Raw genomic sequence first — 24810 nt, forward strand, 5'->3', positions numbered from 1 at the left:
ACGCCACCGCGATGCTCAGCACTGTGGTGACTGCGAGGACGAACCAGAAATTGCCGTTGAACGGGGCGATGCCGAACATCGGGAACACGATCGTCAGCACCGCAAGATGCCAGATGAACAGGCTGTACGACCACCGTCCCACCGCGAGCGCGACCGGGCTCGCCAGGATCCGGTGCCGATGCCCGGCCAGGACCAGCGGTGCCAGCAGCGCGAAACTCATGATCGCGCCGAGCACGATCTTGGCGGCGTACTGCCACGGCTCGGCGCGGACGAGACCCTCCGGGCCGGCCAGCCACGTCGTCGACAACCCGAACGCGACCACCGCGATCGCCGCCATCCACACCCGATGCTCGGCGAGGCGGTGCACCCACGTCCCGCCGACCATCGCGAGTTCGGCGAGCAGCATGCCGGCCGCGAACCACGGGATGTACCCGGGCAGCCAGTTGTCGTGGTGGATGCCGTCGGGCGCCGGGATCGGCAGGAACGCCCACACCAGGCACACCGATGCCAGCGCGAGCAGCACCGGCGCCCGGAACCGGGCGTTCGTGCCCCGCAGCTTCACCAAGGCCAGCGCGATGATCGGCAGCAAGATGTAGAACGCCACCTCGACCGACAGACTCCACATCTGCGTCAGGCCCTCGGTGAGCGTGAGCGGCACGAACACCTGCAGCAGCGCCAGGTTCGACATCCACACCGTCCAGCCGCCACCGGCGGCGGGGAGGAACGCGAGCACCAGGATCACCAGCACCCAGTACGCGGGCAGGATGCGGGCCGCGCGGTTGAACCAGTACTTCAGGATCGTGGGCGACGGGCCGAGCCCCCGGGCCGACGCCGCGTGCGGACGCCACAGCAGAAAGCCGGACAGCGCGAAGAAGACCGCGACCGCGAGGTCGAACCGCCCCCAGATCCGGCCGATCACCGGATCACCGGTGGACCCCGTCTGAAACGCGACGTGGGTGACCAGAACACCGAAAGCGGCGAACCCGCGCATCCCCTCGAGCGCGGGAACGAACGCCCGCGGATTGCCGACCGGGGCCGGCGTGGCGAGGTGTGAGCTGTTCATCGCCGTCAAGTGTGCCCGGGTCGTTGCAGAACCGAAAGAGCGACGTGAACGATCCCGAACGCCGGTGCTGACGCAAATGGGACAACGAGACTGTTAGTGTCTGGGCTCACGTGGTGTCGAGAAACGTCAGGCACCGTGCGACCCGTGCAGCGGGCACGCTGCCGGTGGGGGTATCTCAATTCAAGAACATTGAGTTAGGAGACAGCATGGCCGAGCGCTCAGGCCCGAGCCGAATACTCGCGTGCATTCTGGTGGGCCTGGGGACCTTCCTGCTCGCCGTCGCGTTCCTCATTCCCGCGTACACCGTCGACAAGCTCAAGAAGACGCCGCTGGACCTCGAGGTCACCACCGTCGCCACCGGCAACGGTGACGTGCTCGACTCCAAGGCGCTGCTGGCGGGCAAGGCCGAGGTGAACACCAACGTGCCGATCGTCGCGCAGCGGTACGTCATCACCGAGCAGCCGTCCGACGCCGACGTGATCTCGCTCCAGGCCGGTCAGACGCTGATCCGCACCGACAAGCAGGGCGAGAGTGGTCTGCTGACCGCGACCGTCGACCGCCTCACCGCGGACCGCGTCAGCTCGATGCCGGTGGAGCCGCCCGTCGGCACCATCCAGACGTCGGCCGACCAGCCGGCCGAAGAGGTTTCGCACACGGGTCTGCAGTACAAGTGGCCGTTCGACGCGGAAAAGAAGAGCTACCCCTACTTCGACCTGAATTCGCGCTCCACGCAGGACATCAATTTCGTTGAGGAAACCGAGATCAACGGAATGAAGGTGTACCACTACAACCAGAAGATCGAGCCGGTCGACCTGTCGAAGGTCGTCCCGTCGGCGCCCACCAACAAGCTGACGCTGCCGGCCAAGACGTGGGGCGTACCCGGCGACGACCAGCCCGTCACGATGATCCGCTGGTACCAGAACGAGCGCGACGTCTGGGTCGACCCGATCACCGGTGTCGTCATCCAGGGCCAGGAGAAGCTGTACCAGTACTACGCCCGCGACAAGGCCAAGCCCGAGGTCACGGTACTGAAGGCGACGCTGCCGTTCGACGAGAGCACCATCGAGTACCAGATCGGTCAGGCCAAGGACGGCCAGGACAAGCTGTCGCTGTTCGGCCGCACCCTGCCGATCGTCGCCGGCATCCTCGGCGCCATCTCGCTGATCGCCGGCATCGTGCTGGGCCTGCGCGGTGGACGCGGCAACAAGGGCGCGACCGCCGGTGGCCCGGCGAACCCGCCGAGCGGATCCGGAACGGCACCCACGGGTGACCGCGACTGGACCACCGACAAGACCGAGGAATTCCCCACGGTCAACATGGACAAGGGCGGCTTCACCGAGCCGCCGCGCCAGCAGTAACAGGCGCTTACGACAGAGCCCCCGCGCGGATCACCGCGCGGGGGCTCTGTCGTTCGCCGTCACAGTCGTTCGCCGTCACAGTCGTTCGCCGTCACAGTCGTTCGCTGTCACATCGTCAGGACCATGCGGTAGCGCGCCCGGCCCTCGTCCATCGCCGCGTAGGCGTTCGCCGCGTCGGCCAGGGGACGCACCTCGATGCGGGCACGCACGCCCGACAGCACCGCGAAGTGCATGGTCTCCTCCACGTCGCGGGCGGTGCCGGACGGATGACCGGTGACGCCGATCCCCGGCAGGATGAGCTGCATCGGGCTGATCGGCAGCGGGTCGGTGGTGGCGCCGATGACCACCAGCTCGCCCTGCGGCAGCAGCCCACCGACCGTGTCGGCCATCGCCTGCGAGTTCGCGGCCGTCGCGAGGACCACCGCCGCGCCGCCGAGCGCCTGCAGGGCCCCGGCGACGTCGTCTGCCGTCGAGTCGACGTAGTGGTGGGCGCCCAGCCGCTCGGCGTCCTCGCGTTTGCCGGCGCCGCGCGCGATCGCGATCGTCTCGAAGCCCATCGCGCGGGCGAACTGCACACCGAGATGTCCGAGCCCGCCGACCCCGAGCACCGCGACCCGATCCCCGGGCCGCGCGCGGGTCTTCCGCAGGGCGTCGTATGTCGTGACGCCGGCGCAGCTGAGGGGTGCCGCCTCCGTGAAGGACAGTTCGTCAGGAATTCGCGCGAGCGCGTTGGCCGGGGCGATCACCGACTCGGCGTAGCCGCCGGGGTACTGCCAGCTCGGCACCTGCAGATTCTCGCAGTGGATCAGCCTGCCCTGTCGGCACGGGACGCACCGGTTGCAGCAGCCGCCGAACCAGCCGACGGCCACGCGCTCGCCCACCGAGTGGTCCTCGACGCCCTCCCCTAGTTCTGCGATCGTCCCGGCGATCTCGTGCCCCGGAGTGAGGGGCCACGTCATGCCGGGGAATCCGCCGCTGACGAAGCCGTGGTCGGTACCGCAGACGCCGCACGCGGCTACCGCGATGCGGACGTGACCGGGGCCCGGGGACGTCGTCTCGACATCCACGAGCGTCAACGGTTCACCAGCGGATCGGACGTGCACTGCTCGATGAGTCGGCATCGCAACCTCGCGGGGGTGGGGCGGCCAGTCCGTCTCCCAGTCAAACGCGTCGGCCGGGGCCGTGACAAGGGCGATCTCCGACGACGGGACGCGCTAGCCGGTAGCGACGCGGTTCGCGCGAGCGCTGCGCAACGCCAGGACGGCGGCGACGGCGGCGGTCACCGTCGCCGTCGTGGCTGCGACCGTGACGAACTGGGCGACGGTGTCGGCGACGGTGAACATCAGCACGGCCTCCACCGCGAGACCCACCCACGCGACGATCGCCAGTTGCGTCCGCTCCGCCGCGATCGCCGACAGCAGCGCACCCTGCAGCACCGCGAGCGCGGCGCCGTTCCACGCGAACATCCAGAGGATGCCCTGCACGGGCGCATAGTCGTCGCCGAACAGCATCGTCGCGACCGGCGCGACCAGCGCCGCACCCACGACGAGCACGACACCCAACCCGACGAGGACCCCGAGCGCCGAGCGCACCGCGGTGGCCGAGTGCGCCGGGTTCGCCATCCGCGGATACAGCACCACCCCGATGGCCTGCGGCAGCCAGAACGCGGCCTTGGTCGCGACGGCGCCGGCCGCGTAAATGCCGGCGTCGGTGTCGGACAGCACCATCCGCGCGATCAGGAGATCCACCGACGACAGCGCGATCATCGCGAGTTGCACCTGCGACGCCCGCAGCACCGTGGCCACCCCGATGACGGCGGACGCGCCGGCGTCGTCGCCGCGCCGACGCTCGAGGAGGCGGGCGATGACGACCATGACACCGGTGCCGACGGCCGCAGCGAGCAGCATCGCGCCGGGCCCACCGCCGGCCGCGAGGACCGCGACCGCGGGCACCACCTTCGCGACGCCCGCGCCGGCGAGCACGACGCTCAGTTCCCCGAAGCGGCCCGATCCCTGCAGCAGGCCCTGTTCGGTGGCGAGCAACACCAGTAGCGGCGCGGCGGCCAGCGCCCACAGGGTGGGTGCCAGGCCGGTGTCGAGGATCGCGGAAACCACCGGCACCAGCACCAGCGCGATCACGCCGACGATCGCGGCGCAGCGGTAGCCCAGTGCCCGCAGCGCGGCGGTGCCCTTGCCGTGCACCACCTCGCGGGCCACGACGCTCTGCAGCGCCAGGGCGGGCACCGCGAGCACCAACTGCGCGGCGAGCAGACTCGCGAATTCGCCGTACGACGAAGGCCCCAGCCAGCGCAACGCGACCAGTTGGAGGACGTAGGCCGCGACGTTCGCGGTCATCGAACCAGCGGTCACCATCGTCATCCCGGCGACCGTGGAGCCGGTCAGCGATTGGCGTGGCATCCGCTCATGATGCACCACGTACAGTGCCGCTCATGACGTCACGGCACCCGTTTCTCGTGCGCGCCGTGCCATCGCTCTACAGCCTCGTGCTGGCGGCGCTGATCCTCGGTCCCCTGCTGGGCCCCGGCTATCTACTGATCCGCGACGCGGTGAGCACTCCCCGCTCGTACGTCACCGACTCGGCGCTGGGGCTGACGGATGCTGCCGCCCGCGCGGTTCCGCAGGACTGGCTGGTTGCGGTGCTGAGTTCCGTCGTCGACGGCGGCGTCCTGGTGAAGGCGATCATGTTCGCCGCACTGTGGCTGGCCGGGTGGGGTGCCGCCCGCATGGCCGCGGTCGCGTTGCCGGGCGCCGGGCTCGGACCGCAACTGGTGGCGTCGACTGTGATGCTGTGGAACCCGTACGTGGCCGAACGTGTGCTGCAAGGGCATTGGAGCCTGCTCACCGGATACGCCGCGCTGCCGTGGGTCGTGTGCGCCGCGGTCGCGATCCGGCGCGGGCGCCCGGGCGCGTGGTGGGCGCTGGCGCTGTGCCTGGCGGCGGCGGGGCTGACGCCGACCGGCGCGATCCTGGCGTTCGTCGTCGCGCTCGCCGTCCTCGCGGTTCCGGGTGGGCGCGGGGGCATCGCACCTCGACTGTTGTGGACGATGTTGCTGTTCGCTGCCGCGTCGGCGCCGTGGCTGACGGCGACCGCGCTGTCCGGGGGCGGCGGGACGTCCGATCCGGCGGGTGTCGCGGCGTTCGCGGCCCGCGCCGAACCCGGGCTGGGCACCATCGGCAGCCTCGCGGGCCTCGGCGGGATCTGGAACTCCACCGCCGTGCCCGAGTCGCGGACGTCGCTGTGGGCGCTGGCCGGGACGGCGGCGCTGCTCGCGGTCGTGGTCTGCGGACTGCCCGCGCTGTGGCGGCGACGACGCCACCCGGTGATCGTCGCGCTCGCGGTCCTCGCCGGTCTCGCGGTGCTGCTGCCCGCGCTCGGTGCGACCGGGTGGGGTCTGGCGGTCGGCGAGTGGGCCGCCCAGCAGGTGCCCGGCGCGGGACTGCTGCGCGACAGCCAGAAGTGGGTGGCCCTCGCCGCGCCGCTGTACGCGCTGGCCGCGGCGGCCGGGGTCCGGTCGCTGTCCGCGCGGGTGTCGCTCCCCGCGACCGTCCCCGTCGCGGCGATCGCGGCCGTCGTGCTCGCGCTGCCCGACCTGGTGTGGGGCGTCGGCGGGGCACTGAAGCCGGTGCAGTATCCGGCGGCGTGGCAGCGCGCCGCCGCGCAACTGGAGGCGTCGAAGGAGGCCGGCGACGTCGCGGTGCTGCCCACCGGCATGTTCCGCAAGTTCCCCTACAGCGGCGACGCTCCCGTCCTGGATCCGGCGCCGCGGATGCTGCCGAGGGACGTCCTACAGACCGGGCAGCTGGTGGTGGGTGAGGCGTCGAGCGTCGCCGGCGAGGGCGCTCGCGCCACGCGCGTCGAGAACCTGCTGCTCTCGGGTGCCGGACCGCAGGCGCTCGTCGACGAGAACGTCCGGTGGGTGCTCGTCGAACGCACCACGCCCGGTCCGCTCGGCGACTCGCAGCGCACCCTCGAACAGCTCGAGCCGGTGTTCGCCGACGACGAACTCGCGCTCTACCGGGTGCCGGGCAGCATCCCCCCGGACGCCAGGGAGGGTCGGGGCGAGGCACTCGCCGCGCACCTGCTCTGGGCGGCGCTGCTGGTGACCGGCGGGCTAGGCGTCCTGCAGGCCCACCGACGCGGCCGTCACGGTTTCGACGCCGGCGATGAGCCCCGACACGTGCCGTCCCGAGGCTGACGCCGCCAGCACCGCGTGCACGCCCGCCGCGGTCTGTTCCCACGAGAACTCGTTCGCCCGCAGCCGCGCCTTGCGACCGAGGTCGGCGCGGAGTTCGGCGTCGAGCAGCAGCGATTCGACGGCGGATGCCAGCGCCGGCACGGCGGTCGCCCGATCGGCCGCGGCGTCGTCGGAGTCGCCGCCGACCAGCAGGCCTGTGACCCCGTCGATGATCGAATCGGTGAGTCCCTTGGAACTGCGGTAGCCGACGGTGGGGACGCCGTGCTGCGCGGCCTCGATCACCGCGAGACCCCAGCCCTCCTTGCGCGACGGCATCACGTGCACCCACGACCGCGCGAGCAGTTCGTGTTTGCGAGCCTCCGGCACGTGCCCGTGGAAGGTGACCGCGTCGCCGATGCCGAGTTCGTCGGCCCGCTCGCGCAGGTTCTGCCCCCACCAGCCGCCGCCGATGACGTCGAGGTGCAGTTCGGGGATGGTTCGGCGCAGCTGCGCGACGGCGGCGAGGGCGTCCTCGATCTGCTTGTGCGGCACCAGCCGCGACAGCACGCACACACTCGGATGGGTGGTGCGGGTGTCGTCGCCACCGGGCGCGACCCCGACAGGAATCGCGTCGGCCCCGTTGCGCACCACGGCAACTCGGTCACGCTCGACGCCCAGGTCGGTGAGTTCGTCGGCCGACGGCAGCGACACAGTCAGGTACTGGCTGTCGCGGTGTACGCGCGGCGAGAGCCACGATTCGATCCACCAGCCGACCCGCCCCATCAGGCGACCGGCGACCGGCCACTGCTCACGATGGCAGTGGTGGACCAGCACCGTGACGGGTGCGCCGGACACGGTCCGGGAGAAGAACGGGATGCCGTTCTGGGTGTCGATGACGGCGTCGGGCCGCAGTCCGGCGAGCGGGCCCAGCCCGAGGCGTCCCGCGACGATCGCACCGAGCGCCCGCGGATACACCGTGAGCCGGCCGCCGCCGCGCACGATCCGGATGCCGTCCACCGTCTCCTCGCGCGGGGCGCCGGGGTACCCGGCGGTGCGGAGGGTGACGTTGATGCCGCGGCGCGCGAGTCCGGCCCCGACTTCCTCGAGGTATCGCTCGCTGCCGCCGCCCTGGGGATGACCCGTGTCGCGCCAGCACAGCAGGAGAACCTCTCGCACGTGCGTGCCCCCTCACCGGCTCGGACGGTCGCCTGCGACACACCTTATCGGCTGGACGTGGCGCACCCCACCGTCCCGAAGCGGAAAGCGGCGAACAGGACCGCGGTATGTCCGATCGCTAAGGTTCCTCCCGTGATCTCCGCCCGCGCACCGCGCGTGACCCGCCACTTCGCCCGCCGCGCGACCCTGAAGCGGTCCGTCGGACTGCTCAGTGACTTCCGGTACGAGCAGACCGAACCGGACCTGTTCTACGGCGCGCTCGCCCGCGACTCCGTCGAGTTGATCGGCGATCTCCACCGCGGCCTCACCGACGCCGACCTCACCGGCACCACCGTCCTCGACGTCGGCGGCGGCCCCGGCTACTTCGCGGACGCCTTCGGCAAGGCCGGCGCCCGGTACGTCCCGGTCGAACCCGATCCGTCGGAGATGCACGCGGCCGGGCTCAGCGTCGGCGACTCGGTTCGCGGGTCCGGCCTGGCACTGCCGATCCGCACCGACGCCGTGGACGTGTGCTTCTCGTCGAACGTCGCCGAGCACGTGTCCCAGCCGTGGGTGATGGCCGAGGAGATGCTGCGCGTCACCAAGCCCGGCGGCCTGATGGTGCTGTCGTACACGCTGTGGTGGGGCCCGTTCGGCGGCCACGAGACCGGTCCGTGGCACTACCTCGGCGGCGAGTACGCGGCGCGGCGCTACCGGCGCAAGCTGGGCAAGGAGCCGAAGAACCGGTTCGGCGTGTCCCTCTTCGACATCGGCGCGAAGGACGGCCTGCGCTGGGCGAAGGAGCAGACCGGCGGCGAGGTCCTGGCCGCGTTCCCCCGCTACCACCCGCGCTGGGCGTGGTGGATGGTGAAGATCCCGGTGCTGCGAGAGTTGCTGGTCAGCAACCTCGTCCTGGTCGTCCGCAAGCACTGAGCGCGTCGGCGAGTGCGACAGCGCCGGCCTCGGCATCATCGACCTCGACGTGTTCACTGGGCGAGTGCGAGACCCCTGACGGATTGCGGACGAAGAGCATCGCGGTGGGCACGGAGTCCTTGAGAACACCCGCATCGTGTCCCGCACCGGTGCCGAGCACCGGAGCGTCCGACAAGGTCGCGACAAGGACGTCGCGGAGTCCGGCGTCGAAGTCGACGGTCGGGCTGAACGACTCCTCGACCAGTACCGCGTCGCAGCCTTCCTCTGCGGCGAGCAGGATCGCGGCCTGACGGACCTGCTCCACCAGGACGGTCGTCACCGTGTCGTCGGGGTGGCGCACGTCGACCCACAGGTCTACCCGGGAAGCGATGACGTTGGTGCCGCCCGGCGTGGGAACCAGCCGACCGACCGTGGCGCGGGCGGCGGAATGCCCACGGGCGAGATCCCTGATCCGTGACACCAACCGGCCCGCCGCGACCATCGGATCGCGGCGATCACACATCAGCGTGGTCCCGGCGTGATTGCCCTCGCCGGCGATCGTCACCCGCCACCGACCGTGCCCCAGGATGGACGATGCCACCGCGACCGGTCGGTCGAGGTCGATCAGGCCGCGTCCCTGCTCCACGTGCAACTCCACGAACACTGCCATTCGCGCCAGCGCCTCGGGGTCGGGACCGAGGTGCGCCGGATCGAGCCCGCCGCGGGCAACGATCTCCGCGAAGGTGTTTCCGTCGGCATCGGTCAGCGCCCGGGCCCGATCGGGATCGATGGCTCCGGTCATCAGTCGGGACCCGAGGCAGGCCACCCCGAATCGCGACCCCTCCTCCTCGGGGAACACCACGATGGCGAGGGGTCGCCGGCCCAACGCTCCACGGCGGCGGAGAACATCGAACGCCACCAGCGCCGACGCCACCCCGAGAGGTCCGTCGAACGCGCCGCCGCCGGGCACCGAATCCAGGTGACTACCGGTGACGATCGCGTCGTCGTGAGACCCGTCAGGTGCATGCCAGGCCCAGATCGCACCGTTGCGATCGACCTCCACCTCCAGGCCGCGCTTCTCGGCGTGCGCGATGAACCACTCCCGCAGTTCGTGTTCGGCCGACGAGTGGACCGGTCGGGAGTATCCGCCACGCTGCGGGTCCCGTCCGATGTCCTCGATCTCCGCCAGCAGACCGGAGACCGTGTCGCCCTCGACCGCTGCAACCTTGTCGCTCATCGCATCTCACCCGCTCCCACGTACGGGTGCAGGCTGGACAGCAACTGCCCCTCGGCGAACCGTTCGAGCCGGAAGTCCGCCGCCGGGACATCCGTGTCCCGGCTGTCTCCGTCGACGATCAGGTCGGCCATCAGATCGCCCACCGCCGGGCTGATCTTGAATCCGTGACCGCTGAACCCGGCGGCGAGGAACAGCCCGTCGATCGGTGCCGGCGCGATGACCGGATTCCAGTCCGGGGTGATGTCGTAACAGCCCGCGTAGGTGTGTGCCACCGATGCGTCCGGGAAGTCGAAGCGGTGCAACATCTTTGTTGCGGCCCGCTCCATCCCCGCCTCGCTGGCCTGATTGGAGTACGCGTCCGGGTCTGCGTACTTGGGTGTGCTGTGGTCGCTGTTGCCGACCAGCAGCTCACCGGAGCCTTCGATTCGCACGTACTGCAGGCTCACCAGGTCCGACAGGGCAGGCAGGCCACGTAGGGGTTCACCGGCGTCGACCATGAGCAGTTCGGAGCGCAGCGCTTCGATCGGCAGGTCGATGCCGACATCCGCCATCAGCCTGCCGGACCACCACCCGGAGGCGACGACCACGGCGTCCGCCTCGAGGACCTCGCCGCTCGTCAGCTCCACACCGGTGGCGCGGTCTCCCGAGGTCAGCACCCGCGCCACGGGGGTGTTCTGCCGGACCTTCGCACCGGCAGACCGCGCCACCGCCCCGAAGTGCAGGGCGAGCTGGGAGGCATCCGCGTATCCACCGCGCGCCTCGTAGGAGAAGGCCGCGATGTCGTCGACGTTGAGCTGCGGCCACAATCCGGTCGCCCGTTCGTGGTCGATCATCTCCGCTTCGATCCCGAGCGACTGGTGCACGGCGGTGTTCGCGCGCAGCGCCTCCTCGTTCTCCGGCCCGACGGCGACCATGTAGCCCACCTGCCGGAACCCGACCTCGTCACCCAAGCGCTCGAAGGTCGGCAGGCTGCGCCACGCCATCGCGGCGATCGACGGGACGCCGTAGTGACAACGCACGATCCCGCTCGACTTGCCGGTCCCGCCGCTGGCGAGACTGTGGCGTTCGAGCACGAGTACCTCGCTGACGCCTCGCTCGGTGAGGGCGCGGGCGATCGACAGCCCGATCAGCCCACCCCCCACCACGATCACGCGCCGACCGGTCATGACAATGCTCCTTCAGATGCTGTGGAACCGACGGTGCTCGTCGGTACGGGCCCGTCGACACCGCTCGTCGGTACGGGCCCGTCGACACCGCTCGGCGACAGGGGCACGAGGGCGCGGACGCTGCCGGCGAGGTACACCAGCGGCTCGCGTTCGGTGTCCGCCTCGAGCCCGAGCACCCGGAGCAGCACGATGGTGTGGTCGCCCCCGGGCAGCAGGCTCTGCAGTTCACACTCGAGCCACACGCCGGCGCCCCTCACGAGCACGGCACCCTCCGGCGTCACCAGCGTCGCGATGTCGGCGAACCGGTCTCCCCCCTTCGATCCGAGGGCGCGACACACCGACCCCTGGTCCGCCGCCAGCACGCTGACGCCGAGGCGCGGCGCATCCTGCAGGCGCCGCCAGGTACGCGAGCCGTTCATGACGCACACCGACACGAGCGGCGGATCCAGCGAGACCGCGGTGAACGAACTCGCGGCCATGCCGACCACCTCGCCCTCCAGTTCCGCGCACACCGCGGTGACCCCGGAGGCGATGTTCGCGAATGCAGCCCGCACCGCCGTCGGGTCGGTGCCGGTGGTGATTGATTTCATGAGCGTGCTCCCATGTCGTGATGTATCGAAGTCGGAGTGGCGCGGCGTGAACGGTCAGTCCTGGGCGGGAGTCAGGCCACCGTTTCCGTTGACCGAGAATCCCTGGGAGAGCAGGGATGCCCCGAGGTTGCGGGTGTAGTTGTCCACCCGGTAATGCAGCGAGAACGCGCGGGTGTCGCGGTAGAAGCGCTCCAGCGGGTAGGTCTTGAACATCGAGCGCGATCCGCAGATGTCGAGGCACCGCTGCGTGATCTCGAGGGCGACCGCCTTGGCGACGGTGAGCGCGTGGACTCCGCGGAACTCGCCCTCCGATCGCTGGCCGGCGTCCCACGCGGCGGCCGCGTGGAAGAGTCCCGCGCGGGCGGTCGAGAGCTTGGCGGCCAGTTCGCCGAGCTGGAACTGGATCAGTTCGCTGCCCGCCAGCTGCGGACGCTCGCGCACCCAGTCGACGGTGAAGTCGAAGGCGCCGCGGGCAGCACCGAGGTGGTTGGCCGCGAAGGCCAGCGTGAACGTGCGGGTGTCGTCGGTCTCCCACCAGCCCGGCTCACCGAAGATCGCGTCGTCGGGCAGCGCGTAGTCGGTCACCTTGACGGCCCAGCTGACCGTGGACCGCATGCCGAGCACGTCCCAGTTGTCGATCAGCTCAACCTCGGGGACGTCGCGCGGCACGAGCACGGCGACGGTGCGGTAGTCGTAGTCCTCCGTGCCGGGCATGGCGAGCCAGATGATGAAGTGCGAGGCGCCCGGCCCGAGGGAGGCAAAGTGCTTGGTGCAGTTGAGCACCCACTGGCCCTGCTCGTTGCGGACCAGCTGACTGCTGGAGGTGCCGAGATTGTTCTTGCCGGGGACCGACTCACTGCCGACCGAGGCGACCAGCTCACCGGCCTCGGCGATCGGGACGACGTACTTGCGCATCTGCTCCTCGGTAGCGGCATGCGCCAGCATGCCGAGGGCATGGGAGTGGACCTGGAACAGCTGCGCGGTCGGGGCATCGATCGCTGCTATCCGCTCGATGAGCTCGTAGTACTCGGCGAAACCACCCTCGCTCCACAGGCCGGCGCCGCCCCACTTCTCGGGAAGCGTCAGCGCGAGCAGATCCGCCTCGTTCAGCTCGGCGAAGTTCTCGGTCGGGAAGATCGCCTCGTCGTCGTAGCGACGAGCGCGGTCGCGGAAGCCTTGGGCCAGGGCGTCGATGGCTGCGAGGCGCTTGGTCTGCTCGGGGGAGGTCATGTCTTCTCCTTCAGTGATGGTGATGGGGTCGTTGAGCGGATAGGTCAGCGGGGACAGCGGATCGACTGCGGTGAGGTCGCGGGTCACGGAAGGCAGGGGCCCGGCAGAGAAGGCGGCCCAGTGGTCGTCGGGGACGGCGGGGAACTTGGCCCGCACCACGTCCTCCCAGTACGGGTCGTCCGCATCCCCCGCCGCGGTGCACAGGCCGCTGTCGAGCACGCGCCCGTCGGCCATCGTCACGGTGAGGCCGCTGCGGCGGACGGCGGGGAACTCGGCGTCGAGGTTCGGGTCGACGACGACGTCCACGAGGGCGGCCATCCGTGCGATCGCCGGATCACCGAGGTCGTCCGTGATCGACTCGAGCCCGAAGGCGCCGGTGGCCAGGTACGCGGCCAGCGGCCAGACCAGGTTGAACTGGGCTTCCTCGCTGGTCGACGGCACCATCCGCGCCAGGTCGGCCGCGGCCTGGAAGGTGCGCACCCGCACGGCGGTCACCTCGTCGGGATCGAGTCGCTCCCGGCCGAGTTCGCGCAGGATCCGATCGGCACCGGTCAGCGCGGGATGTACCCAGCGGCAGCACGGGAACGGCTTGACGTAGGTGCGCATCACGTGCCATTCGGCGCCGAGGTCGGTGCCGTCGCGGCGCGGGCGGCCGGCGACGAACTCGGAGCGGTGGGCGGTGAAGCCGGCCGCCGCGAGCTGGGCGCTGGTGACGCCGACGTGCGCTCCCCAGCCCATGGCGTCCTTGGCCATGGTGGGCTCGGCCACCGCCCGCATGATCAGGTCGACCGGCGCGTGGTACTCCGCCAACCCGAGGGCCGCGTCCACCTGCGCGGGCGACAGCTTCAGTAGACGGGCGCTCGCGGCGGCGGCGCCGACGGCCCCCCAGGTGCCACTGCTGTGGAAGAGCGGCCAGCGGTCGTGCTGCGCCATTGCAGCACGGATACCGACCTCGTAGCCGATCAGCGTGGCGAGGAGGAACTCCTCGTGGCTGGCGCCGGCCGCTTCGGCCGCCGCGAGCGCCGCCGGGATGATCACCGCTCCCGGGTGTCCCTTGGCGAGGGCGTGGCCGTCGTCGTAGTCGACGGCGTTCATCACGGTGCCGTTCGCGAGCGCAGCGCCGGCCGCCGAGACGCGACGCCCGTCGAGCATGCAGGTGGCTTCGTTGCCACCCATCGCGGTCGTGACGTACTCGGTGATGATGCGGGCCGAGCGCAGCAGCGTGCCGGCCCGGGCCGCTACCGAGGCGTCGAGGGTGAGCATGCCCAGGCGTCGTCGCACTGCGGACGGTACCTGCTGCCAGGTAAGTCCCACGACAAACTCCAGGACGTCACTCACCGGCATATTTGCTTTATCCACAACTTGACTCGTCATATTTGCAACACCAATCGGAAACGTCGATGTGTCGAGCGTCATCGGAGGTCCTCCTGATTCGGCAGGTGCACGGCAAGCTTCCCGGCGTGGCCGATGAGGGCGGCCAGCAGCGCCGTGCGCGGGACGACGGAATCGCGCGCAACCGCCTCGGCGCGGCTGCACTGGTCGAATGCGGTGGGCCCCAGACCGTCGAGCGCGAGCGGCGCGAACTGTCCGACGAGGCTCGCATCCGAGCCGCCCGACTCGTCGATCCGGCGCAGGGCCAGGCCGGCTGCCGACGCCAGGTTCTCGGCGAGCGCGTACACCGGATCCGTGACCGTCCGAGGAAGGGCGGGCCTGGTGATGCCGCCGGAGATCTCGACAGTGACACCGGCACCCGCACGCGCCTCGGCGCGGCGGCGCACCTCGTCGACCAGAGCCCGGCCCGCCGCGTCGTCGGGAGCCCGCAGATCGACGTGGAGTTCCGCATGGTCGGGGACGACCTGACGCGCCGTGCCGGAGCGCAGGATGCCGACGCTGCAGATGGTGCGCCTCGCTCGATCGGTGAGCGATTCGAGTTCCTCGACGAGCGGCGCCAGCGCATGCAAGGCGCTCGCTCCGGTGTCGTCGGTGCAGTGCGCCGTCCGGCCGTGCGCGGTGATGATCATGGCGCCGACCGCGCCACGAGAGACGATCACGCCCCCGTCGACCAGACCGGCTTCGAGGGCCAGGCACACATCCGTGCGGCGGCCCAGGTCCGCCAGCCAACCGCGACTGTCGACGCTGCCCAGTTCCTCGTCGGGGACCAGCGCGTAGGTGATCGATGCGACGCCCGGCACCGACGTCTCGAGCGCCGCTTCGATCGCGTGAACAGCCATCGCGAGAGCACATTTCATGTCACCGAGACCCGGCCCGGACATGGACGGCGCGTCCGTCACGATGGGCCAGTCGGCCGTCGCTCCCTCGGGCCACACCGTGTCGGCGTGCCCGAGCACGAGCAGTCGGAGCCCCGGGTCGCCGGTCTCGAGCGTGGCCTCGAACGCCTGGCCGCGGTCCGAGGCGATCGTGTGCCGGCGTGAGGTGAATCCCAGCGATTCGAGCCGCTCGGCGATCAGGTCACTCACCCGGTCGACGCCCGCAGGAAGGAATGATCCGCTCTCGACCTCGGTGAGCCGGGTGGCCAGGTCGAGGATGCTCGGCAGCCGCGGCTCGAGCCGGGCGGCGAACTCGGCGACGGAGACGGGCGATGGTGTCGGTTCAGACATCGGCTTCCTCCGCACCTGGGGCGACACCACGTGCGGCGTCGGGATCGATTGCGCGGCTGACATACTCGCCGGCGGCCGGGCCGTACAGCTCCCACAGTCGGCGAAGCTCGCGCAGCGGTTCCGGGTGCTCGTCGACTCGCAGGTCGACGAGCGGAAACTGTTCGCTGCCGTGCACCCGCAGGCAAGCGGACCGCAGCGGATCCGGTTCGCCGCCGGCGGCCAGACCTGCCTCCAGCGCACGCATCAGTCGCTCGCCCAGTTCCAGCCCGGCACTGCCGTCGAAGGCCGTGCTCGCGGCCCGGCCGACGACGTCACCGACGAGGATGTTGCCGGCGACGACGTGGTCGGCGGCGGTGACGACGGAAACCCCGGCGGGGTCGACATGTGCACCCGTCCAACCGATTCCAGGTCCCCTGGTACCGATGGCCGCAAGCTGACGCCAGTCCGCGTGCACGCTCGAATGGCGCACGCCGTCGACGGCCTCGGCAGCGGTGGCTCCGCGGGCCATCAGATCGAGCAGGCGGGGTCCGAGGCGGGGGTCGGTGCGGTGCTGGGTGACGACGGCGCCGACGCCGGTGCGCAGCCACGGCACGCGGGCCCCGACGGCGACGTCGGAGGTTGCGGTCGCGACGCCGAGCTGACCGGTGACCTCGCACCGGGCCACTATCGAATAGGTCATCGGGTCACCGCCCACATGTCGGCGCTGCGCCACGACAGCCGGCACGGCGCACCGACCACGACGCTGGCGGGCAGCGTGCGGCTGGCCAGGTCGGCGGTGATCACCCGGCCGTCGGCGAGTTCGACGCGCACCGAGGTACGGGCACCGAGGAAGGCGATGTCCCGCGCGATTCCCTCGACCGAGAAGTCGGCACCCTCGGCGCCCCCGGCCTGCAGACCGACCACTTCGGGTCGCAGGATCAACGTGATGTTCTTGTCCGCCGGCACCTCACCTGCGCCGTCGACCCGCCCCTCCCCCACGCCGGGCACCGTCACGTCGAACCAGCCCGGGCCCGTCCCGGTGACAGTCCCGTCCAGGCTGTTGGAGGCGCCGACGAATCCGGCGGCGAAGCGGGTCGCCGGCTGGTGGTAGACCTCGGCGGGCGTCGCCACCTGCACCAGATCACCGTTCTGCATGAGGCCGACCCGGTCGGACATCGCGAACGCCTCCTCCTGGTCGTGGGTGACATAGACGAACGTGATGCCGAGCTCGTGCTGCACCGACTTGAGCAGCACCTGCATCTGGCGGCGCATCCGCAGGTCCAGCGCGCCGAGCGGCTCGTCCAGCAGAAGGACCCGGGGTCCGAGGACGAGCGAACGCGCCAACGCGACGCGCTGCTGCATGCCACCACTGAGCTGGCGTGGCCGATGATTCTCCTTGCCGCTCAACTCGACCAGGTCGAGGAAACGGGACACCTTCTCCGCGACGACCTGCTTGCTCTCCTTGCGCTCGCGCAGCCCGAAGGCGACGTTCTCGAAGACCGTCAGGTGCGGGAACAGCGCATAGTTCTGGAAGACCGTGTGCACCGGCCGCTTGTGTGGCGGCACCCCCTGGATTTCCTTGTCGTCCACGAGGATGCGTCCCGCATCGGACTGCTCGAGACCGGCGATCATCCGCAGTGTGGTGGTCTTGCCGCAGCCGCTGGGGCCGAGGAGCGAAAAGAACTCGCCTCCCTTGATGTCGAGGTTGATGCCCTTGACGACGTGGTGGTCGCCGAAGGAGCATGCGAGGTTCTCGAGCCTCAGCGAAGCCGGGCTGTAACCGGGGTCGGCGATGGTTGTCATGCTGCTTCTTCTTCCGAGGTGACGCGGCGTGTCTGCTTGGAGGGCCAGAAGGAGGCCAACGCGACCAGACACATCAGGACGAGCGAGACGAACATGAAGGCGACGGCGATCGCGTTGATCTCCGGTGACGTGCCGTGGCGCGACAGGCTGAGGATGAGGACCGGTAGCGTCTCGGTCTCCGGTCCCGCCAGGAAGACGGTGCTGACGACGTCGTCGAAGGAGAACGTGAAGGACAGCAGCGCAGCGATGACGACGGCGGGCATCATCATCGGCCACAGCACCTTCAGGAACACTCGGCGCGGCGAAGCGCCCAGATCTGCCGCGGCCTCGTCGTACGTACCCGTCAGGGTCGCGAAGCGGGACTGGAGCACCAATGTCGCGTAGGCGGAACAGAACACGATGTGTCCGGCCACGACCGACCAGGTGCCGGTGGTGAGCCCGAGACGCTGGATGACCACCAGGATTCCCGCGGCGATGACGACTTCGGGGATCATCAGCCGGGCGTAGGTGAGGGTCTGCAACACGGCGCCGGCCCGCTTGGGCAGGCGGGAGACCGCCATCACCGCAGCCAGCGACAGGGCGACCGCGACCACGGTGGACAGCAACGCGATCAGACAACTGGTGAGGAAGTCCTGACGCACCCGCGGGTCGGCGAACGCTCCGGTGATCCACTCGAGCGTCGCACCGCCCCAGCCGACGAGGCTCTCGTCGGCGTTGAACGCGTTGACGATCACCATGCCGATAGGCAGGTAGAGGAAGGCGAGGACGGCAACTGTCACAGCCGCCGCGGGACTGATCCGGCGCTTCATGTGATGTCCCCCAATCGATCCAGGCGCTTGCGTGAGGCGAACAGCACGGCGAGCATGACGACCATCAGCGTCGTTGCGATGGCGGCACCGAACGGATAGTTGCCGGTCGCGAGGAACTGCTCGGCCTCGACGTTGCCGACCATGAGGGTCTTGGAACCACCGAGGATGGCCGGGATGGTGTACTCCCCGGTCGCCGGGATCCCGACCAGCAGCACGCCCGCGATGCTGCCGGGCATGGCCAGCTTCACGGTGATCTTCCAGAAGGCCCGGCGCCGGCTGAGCCCCATGTCTGCGGCCGCTTCCTGCAGGGCCGGGTCGATCCGGTCCAGCGCCATGAACATCGGCAGGATCATCAGCGGCAGGTAGCCGGCGACCATGCCGACACCGATCGCGAAGGTGGAGTAGCCGAGCTGGGCGCCCTCCGGAACGATTCCGAAGAACGCGGCGACCTTCGAGACGACGCCGGTCGGCGACAGCAGTTCGAGCCAGGCGTAGGTGCGTACGACGAAGCTGATCCAGTACGGCACGATGACCGCGACCAGGAGCAGGGCCTTCACCCGGCCACTGGCACGGGCGATGGTGAGCGCGACCGGGAATCCGAGCACCACACACACCGCGGTCATGACGACTGTCATTGCGAGCGAACGCAACACGGCGCCGACGTAGGTGCTGCTGAAGAGCTCTCGGTAGTTCTCGAGCGTGAACCCCGACCGTACTTGGAAGGTGAGAAGGTCGAATTTCATGACGCTGTACACCGCGAGGAGCACGAGCGGGGCGACGAAGAAGGCGACGACGTACATCGTCATCGGCGCCGCGAGCAGGATTCCGGACGAGCGCCGAGGGCGTCGAGGCGCGCCTGCGCCGGTACGTGCCGGTGCGGGCGACGCACCCTCGACCCGGCGGCCCGGGGTGTCGGGGGGAGCCACTGTCGGAGCCTGGGTCATCAGGATGCCTTGATCCGGTTCCACATCTTGGCCCGCGCCTCGGTGTCCTCCGCCGACAGGAACTTCTCAGCCAGGAACTTCGAGGCCGTGTTCTGCTGGAGCGCAGGGTTTTCCAGGATCCTGGGCTCGAGGAACTGCTCGGCCGCCGGCATCAGGTAGGAGGCGCCGGTGTTGTTGATGAACCCGCCGTAGGTCTCCGGTTCGAGACGGGAATCGAGGAACCGCAGCGCCTCTTCGGTGTGCTTGCTGCCGGGCAGGAGAGCGACACCCTCGATGTAGCCGGGCGTGCCCTCCGTCGGCGAGACCCAGCCGAGCGAGGGGTCGTCGGCGCCCGCGAACGCGTAGTCGTAGCCGACCGCGATGAGCGCCGAACCGTCGGTCACCGACTTCGCCTGTCCCGTGCGCTGGAACGCGAGCAGGTGCGGCTTGATCTCCTTGATCTTCGCCTCGGCCTCGGCGAGTTCACCGCTGTCGGTGGTGTTGATGTCGTAGCCGAGCGAGAGCAGGGCGATCGCCTGCACATCGAGGTCGTAGTCCGGCAGCACGATCTTGCCCGTCCACTGATCGGCGTTGTCGAAGAGCTCCTTCCACGACTTCGGAGGATTCGGGACCTTCTCCTTGTCGTAGATGATCCCGACCTTGCCGAGATCGGTGGGGATACCCCACGGGAACTCGGCCCGGTATTCCTGCGGCATGTTCGCCAGGTTCGGAACCGTGGCGGGATCGAAATCGGCCAGCAGGTTACCGGCCTCCAGACGGGCGGCGGTGGCGTTGCCGACAGCGACGAGGTCGTAGACGCCCCTGTCCTTGGCCAACTGCGCAGCCAGAGCGGACGAGCCGCCGTCGGGCAACGCGAACTGCTCGATCTTGATCCCGGGGTTGGCGGCCTCGAAGTCCGCGATCTCGGTCTCTCCGACCCAGTCGCCGTAGTTGAGGAACTTCAGGGTCACACTGTCGGCATCGCCGGATCCTCCACCACACGCGGACAGCGCCGCGCCGAGCGCCACGCATGCGCTGGCGGCGGAAAGTACTCGCAAGGTCTTGGCACGCATGACCCCTCATTTCTGTTGTCATTATCGCAACCACAGTTGCCGTATGGACACTTGAAGTATTCGGCGGCGGTGTGCCCGGTCGGTGTCGTGATCGTTACAAGTTCGTTTCGTATGTTGCGAATAAGCCAATTGCTGTTGCGCCAACTGCAATTCATGACGAAAGCTCGTGCCATGCCACCCACACGCGACACCAGCATTCGCCGCGGGCTGGAAGTCCTGATGACTCTCCAGACCCGCCGCGCCCGTGAGAGCGGCGGACTCGGCGTCACTCAACTCGCCGAGATCCTCGACATGGACAAGAGCCAGATCTCGCGCAGCCTCAAGGTCCTCACCGAGTACGGCATGGTCGACCGAGACCCCAAGACACGCGCGTTCCGGCTGGGATGGCGGATCTTCAACATGGCGCAGGTCAGTGGCGACCAGCGCCTGCTGGAGTGCGCGGGCGGGGTCCTCGACGGACTGCTCAACCGACTGGACGAGTCGGTGTACCTCTCGGTGCGATCCGGATACGACGCGCTGACCGTGGCCGAGCGGACCGCCAACCACTCGATTCAGGCGATGCCCGCGCATTGGGCGCTGCATTCGACGTCCGTGGGTCGGGTACTCCTCACCGACCGAACCTCCGCCGAGATCCGCGAAATGTATGCCGGACAGCGGCTTCACAGTGCGCGCGAGGGTGGCGTCAGGTCCGTCGACGACCTCGTGGACGCCGTCTCCCGGGCCCGGGAGGACGGGTACTCCATCGTCGTGGACGAGTTCGAGGCCGGGTTGGCGGCCGTCGGCGTCCCGGTCCGTGACTATCGGGGGATGCTCATCGCCTCGCTCGGCGTCTCCGGGCCGACGTTCCGCCTGGAACCGAAGATCGAACAGGCCGTCACCGATCTACGGGAGGCCGCGCAGGAACTCGAGGACCTCCTCGCGCTCCGGAACGGTGAACGCTTCTCGCTCGGGCGGGACGCATGAGCGGGCAGGCGCACGTCGCGGTGGTGCAACTGGCTCCCCGTCTCCTCGATTTCGAAGCCAACGTGAACGCCACCGTCTGCGCGATCGAGACCGCTCGTGCGCGAGGAGCCGACATCGTCGTCCTCCCCGAGTTGTGCCTGAGCGGCTACATGTTCGACACCATGGACGAAGCCCGTTCGTGCGCAATCAAACCCGAACATCCGGTCTTCACTCGCTGGGCGCGGGCGCTCGCGGGATCTCCGGGAGTGGTCGTGGGCGGGTTCGCGGAGCGATCCGGCCCGGAGCTCCACATCAGCGCCGCGGTCGTCGACGCGACGGGCGTCCGTGCCGTCTACCGGAAGACCCATCTGTGGAACAGTGAGAAGCGATTCTTCGCCGCAGGCACCGAGGCCCCTCCGGTCATCGACACCGCCTTCGGTCGGGTGGGCGTGCTGATCTGCTACGACCTGGAGTTCCCCGAGATGGCGCGCAGTCTGGCAATGCGGGGCGCCGACCTGATCGTCGTCCCGACGAACTGGGCACTGGACGCCCGCCCGTACGGGGACGAACCCCCGCAGGTGATGCTGGCCCGCGCCGCCGCGCGGATCAACCACGTCCATGTCGCGTGCGCGGACCGCGCCGGCCGGGAACGAGACCAGGAGTTCACGGGCGGTTCGGCCATCATCGACACGGCCGGATGGGTGCTCGACACGCCCGATGCCGACGGGTTCGCCCACGCCACGCTGACGTTGTCGAGTGCGCGAGATCGGCAGATCTCCGGCGTCAACCACGTTTTCGGCGATCGCCGGCCCGAGCTTTACACCGAGGTGTACCGGACCGCAGACACGGCGTGAGCCACCCGACCGTCAGCGAGACGACACGGGAGATTCAGCAGAGCCCGGATGCCCCTTCACCTGCGCCGAGTCGGTCGAAGAACCCGACCGTGTCGTCGTAGGCTGCCGGCACCGTCGGCGTGTGCTCGAGCCCCTCGTACGTGCGATAGCCGACAGAAGATCCATTCGCGCAGAGAGTTTCGACGAGCGCGCGTGATCCGGGTTCGGCGACTGCGGTGTCGCCGGTGCCCTGCAGGACCAGCGTGGGCACGGCGAGCTTCAGCTGCGCCGGTTCCTGCGTCTCCAGGTAGGCGACGAGCGCGTCGACGTCGGCGTCGGGCTTCATGATCCGGTCCACGGGCACGGTAGCCGCGACAGCGTCGATGGATCCGGTGCAACTCGTGTAGGCGGTATCCACGAGCGGCTTCGCGGAGTCGGCGACGTAGTCCTCGGCGCGCAGGTCAGGGTCGGCGGCCTGCGCCCCGAGCAGAATCAGTGGGAGATAGCCGAGCGCGAGGCGCACGTCGGGCCCACCCACGGCGAAGTACTGCGGCGTCTGGCTCGTGTTGTTGCCGGGGGCGATGGCCACCGCTCCGCGCAGATCCAGTTCCGGTGCACGCTCGGCGCCCCGGGCCGCGGTGAACAGTGCCGCGTGGCCGCCCTGGCTATGTCCCGCGACGTACCAGGTCTTGCCGATCGCGGGATCGAGAGATCGGCCGGCCCGGACGATGTCGACGACGGCGTCGGCCTCGGAATCCCCGTTGACGTAGGGATGCAGCCCCGGCGTTCCCAAGCCGACGTAGTCGGTCTGGACGACGACGTACCCGGCCTGGACGAAGCGGTCCAGCGTCTGCGAGATGTACACCAGGTACTCGCCGTCCGGGCCGTCGACGGTGCCCGAGGACGGGGCACAGGCGTCGGCCACACCGGTGGTGCCGTGCGCCCAGCTGATCACCGGCCAGCCTCCCTCCGGCGCCGGCCCGGGAGGCATCGACACCGAGCCCGACACGACCGTGGAATTGCCCCGCGGATCCTGGGACAGATACGTGATCAGTTCGCTGCGCGCCGCGCTGGGTAGAACGGCGTTGCCGCTCAACGGCTGGCTGCTCAGCAGCTGCCCGTAGCCAGGTGCTGCCGGTGCTGCCGGTGCTTCCTCTGCCGCGCCCTGGCCGGAACAGCCGGCCACCACGAGGGCTGCGGCGACGGCGAGCACCGCACTCATTTTCGTTGTCTTCACCCGGAGATCTCCTGTAGGTCACATAGCCTAGGTCAGTTGGCCTAGTCGGGCACGATAGCGCCTTTCGTAAGCTGACGGCCATGAATTCGCCGAACGGCCGACAAGCGCTGATCGATTCCGCCGAACGCCTGGTCGCGGAGCGCGGCCTGCACGGGGTGTCGGCGCGCGAGGTCATGCGCGCCGCGGGCCAGCGCAATCACGGCGCGATCGTGTACTACTTCGGCTCGTGGGACGGACTGCTCCGCACGGTGTGGACGGAGCGCACCGCCACCGTCGACCTGCAGACCGAGCTGATTCACGCGGCGGTCGAGTCGGACGATCGCCTCGCCGCACTCGCATGGGCGTACGTGCACCCGTTCGTCGCCGAGGTGGCCGCGCGGACGCCGTCGTACTGGGCGCGTTTCAACGAGCAGTGGCTGACCGGGATCCGTGCGGACTTCGTGGACACACCCGACCCCCTGGTGCCGAACGATCCGAGCTACCCGAGGATTGCCGGGCTCGAACCGCTGCAGGCACTGTTCGGACTCATCGCCGACGAGATGACACATCTCGACCCGCCGAACCGCGCTGCGCGGGTGGCGCTCGCGGCCAGGTTCGTCGTGTCCGCTCTGGCCGCATGGGAACGCGACTTCATCGGCGGCGTCTGGCGCGATCTGTCGACATACGAAACCGAATTGACCGCGCTGACGGTGTCCCTGCTCCGCACCCCGTGAGCACCGCCCGCAACTAATCTCGAAGCCATGACCGCACTCGCGCTCGACGTCGGCGGTACCAAGATCGCAGCGGCGCTCGTCGGCGCCGACGGGCGGCCACACGGCGTGGTGACCGTCCAGACGCCCACGGCGGGCGTGTGGGACACATGTGCGGCACTGCTCGCGGACGTCCCGCGCGGCGCCACGGTGACGTCGGTCGGCATCGCGTCGGCCGGCCCGGTGGACACCGCCGCGGGCACCGTCGCGCCAGTCAACATCGCCGAGTGGCGCGACGGGTTCCCGATCGTCGACGCGGTCGGTGCACTGTTCCCGGGCGCGACCGTGCGCCTCGCGTTGGACGGCGCGGCCGCCGCACTGGCCGAGCACCGCCTGGGCGCGGGCCGTGGCCTTCCCGATCTGCTCGGGGTCGTCGTGTCGACGGGGGTCGGCGGCGGGGTGATCCGCGGCGGCCGGATCGAGGGCGGGCGCACCGGCAACGCGGGCCACATCGGGCACATGGTCGTTCCGGGCGGCGACGAACGCTGCGCGTGCGGCGCTGTCGGCTGCCTCGAGACCGCCGCGAGCGGGACGGCGGCGCTGCGCTGGGCGCGGGCCAGCGGGTGGAGCGGCGCCACGGGCGCCGATCTGGCGGTCGACGCCGAACTCGGCGAACCTACGGCGGCCGCGGCGCTCGAGCGGGCCGGGATCGCGCTCGGACAGTCCTTCGCGTCGGCTGCGGCCCTGCTCGACGTCGACCTCGTCGTGGTCGGTGGCGGCTTCGCGCAGTCGGGCCCCGCACTGTGGAGTCCGATGACGACGGCGGCGGCCGCTCAGGCCCGCCTGTCGTTCGTGCGCGAACTGCGCATCGTGCCCGCCGAACTCAGCGTTCTCGGCACGCTGACCGGCGCCGGCCTGCTCGCGATCGACCCCGTCTGACCGCTGCATCGAGCGGCACCTATTCACACTGGCTGTAACGTGTTCTAGTGTGACCCAGG

General features: G+C 69.8%; 21 protein-coding genes and 1 pseudogene. 7 read left to right on the top strand and 15 right to left on the bottom strand.

Annotated elements, in window-relative coordinates:
- Positions 1-13: 13 nt before the first annotated feature.
- A pseudogene (locus C8K36_RS20595) lies at positions 14-1063 on the bottom strand (acyltransferase family protein); the annotation flags it as partial.
- A 206-nt stretch (positions 1064-1269) separates the two neighbouring features.
- Here C8K36_RS20595 and C8K36_RS20600 point away from each other — a divergent pair.
- Positions 1270-2421: a DUF3068 domain-containing protein gene (locus C8K36_RS20600; RefSeq protein ID WP_107986427.1), complete on the top strand. Its 1152-nt coding sequence runs from the start codon at positions 1270-1272 to the stop codon at positions 2419-2421.
- Between the two features lie 107 nt (positions 2422-2528).
- Here the strand turns inward: C8K36_RS20600 and C8K36_RS20605 are convergent, their stop codons facing one another.
- Both C8K36_RS20605 and C8K36_RS20610 read right to left on the bottom strand, forming a co-directional pair.
- Complete coding sequence (locus tag C8K36_RS20605; protein WP_107986429.1) at positions 2529-3542, bottom strand: alcohol dehydrogenase catalytic domain-containing protein; 1014 nt, start codon at positions 3540-3542, stop codon at positions 2529-2531.
- A 93-nt stretch (positions 3543-3635) separates the two neighbouring features.
- The gene (locus tag C8K36_RS20610; RefSeq protein ID WP_107986431.1) at positions 3636-4838 is read right to left on the bottom strand and encodes a polysaccharide biosynthesis protein; all 1203 of its coding nucleotides are present in this window, start codon (positions 4836-4838) and stop codon (positions 3636-3638) included.
- A 32-nt stretch (positions 4839-4870) separates the two neighbouring features.
- Here C8K36_RS20610 and C8K36_RS20615 point away from each other — a divergent pair, with 32 nt between their 5' ends.
- A complete protein-coding gene (locus C8K36_RS20615) occupies positions 4871-6637 on the top strand; it encodes a hypothetical protein (RefSeq protein ID WP_107986432.1) in 1767 nt (588 codons plus the stop codon).
- On the opposite strand, the gene C8K36_RS20620 is transcribed toward C8K36_RS20615, so the two are convergent.
- Positions 6554-7792: a glycosyltransferase family 4 protein gene (locus C8K36_RS20620; RefSeq protein ID WP_107986434.1), complete on the bottom strand. Its 1239-nt coding sequence runs from the start codon at positions 7790-7792 to the stop codon at positions 6554-6556. The two genes, C8K36_RS20615 and C8K36_RS20620, sit on opposite strands and share 84 nt — an antisense overlap.
- Before the next feature lie 156 nt (positions 7793-7948).
- Between C8K36_RS20620 and C8K36_RS20625 the strand changes: the two genes are divergently transcribed.
- Entirely contained in the window at positions 7949-8704 is a 756-nt protein-coding gene (locus tag C8K36_RS20625) for a class I SAM-dependent methyltransferase (protein WP_107986639.1), read from the top strand.
- On the opposite strand, the gene C8K36_RS20630 is transcribed toward C8K36_RS20625, so the two are convergent.
- The 10 genes from C8K36_RS20630 to C8K36_RS20675 form a co-directional block, all read right to left on the bottom strand.
- Entirely contained in the window at positions 8670-9920 is a 1251-nt protein-coding gene (locus C8K36_RS20630) for an allantoate amidohydrolase (protein ID WP_107986436.1), read from the bottom strand. The genes C8K36_RS20625 and C8K36_RS20630 overlap by 35 nt on opposite strands.
- Positions 9917-11086, bottom strand: coding sequence for an NAD(P)/FAD-dependent oxidoreductase (locus tag C8K36_RS20635; RefSeq protein ID WP_107986438.1), 1170 nt, complete (start codon positions 11084-11086; stop codon positions 9917-9919). Before C8K36_RS20635 ends, C8K36_RS20630 begins: the two co-directional genes overlap by 4 nt.
- Positions 11083-11676: a flavin reductase family protein gene (locus C8K36_RS20640; RefSeq protein ID WP_107986440.1), complete on the bottom strand. Its 594-nt coding sequence runs from the start codon at positions 11674-11676 to the stop codon at positions 11083-11085. The genes C8K36_RS20635 and C8K36_RS20640 overlap by 4 nt, the downstream gene beginning before the upstream one ends.
- Before the next feature lie 54 nt (positions 11677-11730).
- Complete coding sequence (locus C8K36_RS20645) at positions 11731-14244, bottom strand: MmgE/PrpD family protein (protein WP_181319661.1); 2514 nt, start codon at positions 14242-14244, stop codon at positions 11731-11733.
- A 74-nt stretch (positions 14245-14318) separates the two neighbouring features.
- Entirely contained in the window at positions 14319-15524 is a 1206-nt protein-coding gene (locus tag C8K36_RS20650; protein ID WP_181319662.1) for a M20/M25/M40 family metallo-hydrolase, read from the bottom strand.
- Positions 15517-16203 carry a DUF1028 domain-containing protein gene (locus C8K36_RS20655; protein WP_107986641.1) on the bottom strand — a complete coding sequence of 229 codons (687 nt, stop codon included), beginning with the start codon at positions 16201-16203 and terminating at the stop codon, positions 15517-15519. The genes C8K36_RS20650 and C8K36_RS20655 overlap by 8 nt, the downstream gene beginning before the upstream one ends.
- A complete protein-coding gene (locus C8K36_RS20660; protein WP_107986446.1) occupies positions 16200-17306 on the bottom strand; it encodes an ABC transporter ATP-binding protein in 1107 nt (368 codons plus the stop codon). The genes C8K36_RS20655 and C8K36_RS20660 overlap by 4 nt, the downstream gene beginning before the upstream one ends.
- Positions 17303-18115: an ABC transporter permease gene (locus tag C8K36_RS20665; protein ID WP_107986448.1), complete on the bottom strand. Its 813-nt coding sequence runs from the start codon at positions 18113-18115 to the stop codon at positions 17303-17305. Before C8K36_RS20665 ends, C8K36_RS20660 begins: the two co-directional genes overlap by 4 nt.
- Positions 18112-19059, bottom strand: coding sequence for an ABC transporter permease (locus C8K36_RS20670; protein WP_146176518.1), 948 nt, complete (start codon positions 19057-19059; stop codon positions 18112-18114). The genes C8K36_RS20665 and C8K36_RS20670 overlap by 4 nt, the downstream gene beginning before the upstream one ends.
- Entirely contained in the window at positions 19059-20111 is a 1053-nt protein-coding gene (locus C8K36_RS20675) for a polyamine ABC transporter substrate-binding protein (protein WP_107986452.1), read from the bottom strand. Before C8K36_RS20675 ends, C8K36_RS20670 begins: the two co-directional genes overlap by 1 nt.
- Positions 20112-20282: 171 nt before the next feature.
- Between C8K36_RS20675 and C8K36_RS20680 the strand changes: the two genes are divergently transcribed.
- Both C8K36_RS20680 and C8K36_RS20685 read left to right on the top strand, forming a co-directional pair.
- Positions 20283-21074, top strand: coding sequence for an IclR family transcriptional regulator (locus tag C8K36_RS20680; RefSeq protein WP_258195523.1), 792 nt, complete (start codon positions 20283-20285; stop codon positions 21072-21074).
- On the top strand, positions 21071-21907 hold the full coding sequence (locus C8K36_RS20685; RefSeq protein WP_107986456.1) for a nitrilase-related carbon-nitrogen hydrolase: 837 nt from the start codon (positions 21071-21073) through the stop codon (positions 21905-21907). Before C8K36_RS20680 ends, C8K36_RS20685 begins: the two co-directional genes overlap by 4 nt.
- A 34-nt stretch (positions 21908-21941) precedes the next feature.
- On the opposite strand, the gene C8K36_RS20690 is transcribed toward C8K36_RS20685, so the two are convergent.
- The gene (locus C8K36_RS20690) at positions 21942-23108 is read right to left on the bottom strand and encodes a lipase family protein (protein ID WP_107986458.1); all 1167 of its coding nucleotides are present in this window, start codon (positions 23106-23108) and stop codon (positions 21942-21944) included.
- Between the two features lie 95 nt (positions 23109-23203).
- Between C8K36_RS20690 and C8K36_RS20695 the strand changes: the two genes are divergently transcribed.
- Both C8K36_RS20695 and C8K36_RS20700 read left to right on the top strand, forming a co-directional pair.
- Entirely contained in the window at positions 23204-23836 is a 633-nt protein-coding gene (locus tag C8K36_RS20695) for a TetR/AcrR family transcriptional regulator (RefSeq protein ID WP_107986460.1), read from the top strand.
- A 27-nt stretch (positions 23837-23863) separates the two neighbouring features.
- Entirely contained in the window at positions 23864-24751 is an 888-nt protein-coding gene (locus C8K36_RS20700; protein WP_107986462.1) for an ROK family protein, read from the top strand.
- The last annotated feature ends 59 nt before the right edge of the window (positions 24752-24810 follow it).

The organism is Rhodococcus sp. OK519, from assembly GCF_003051005.1.
Classification (GTDB): Bacteria; Actinomycetota; Actinomycetes; order Mycobacteriales; family Mycobacteriaceae; genus Prescottella.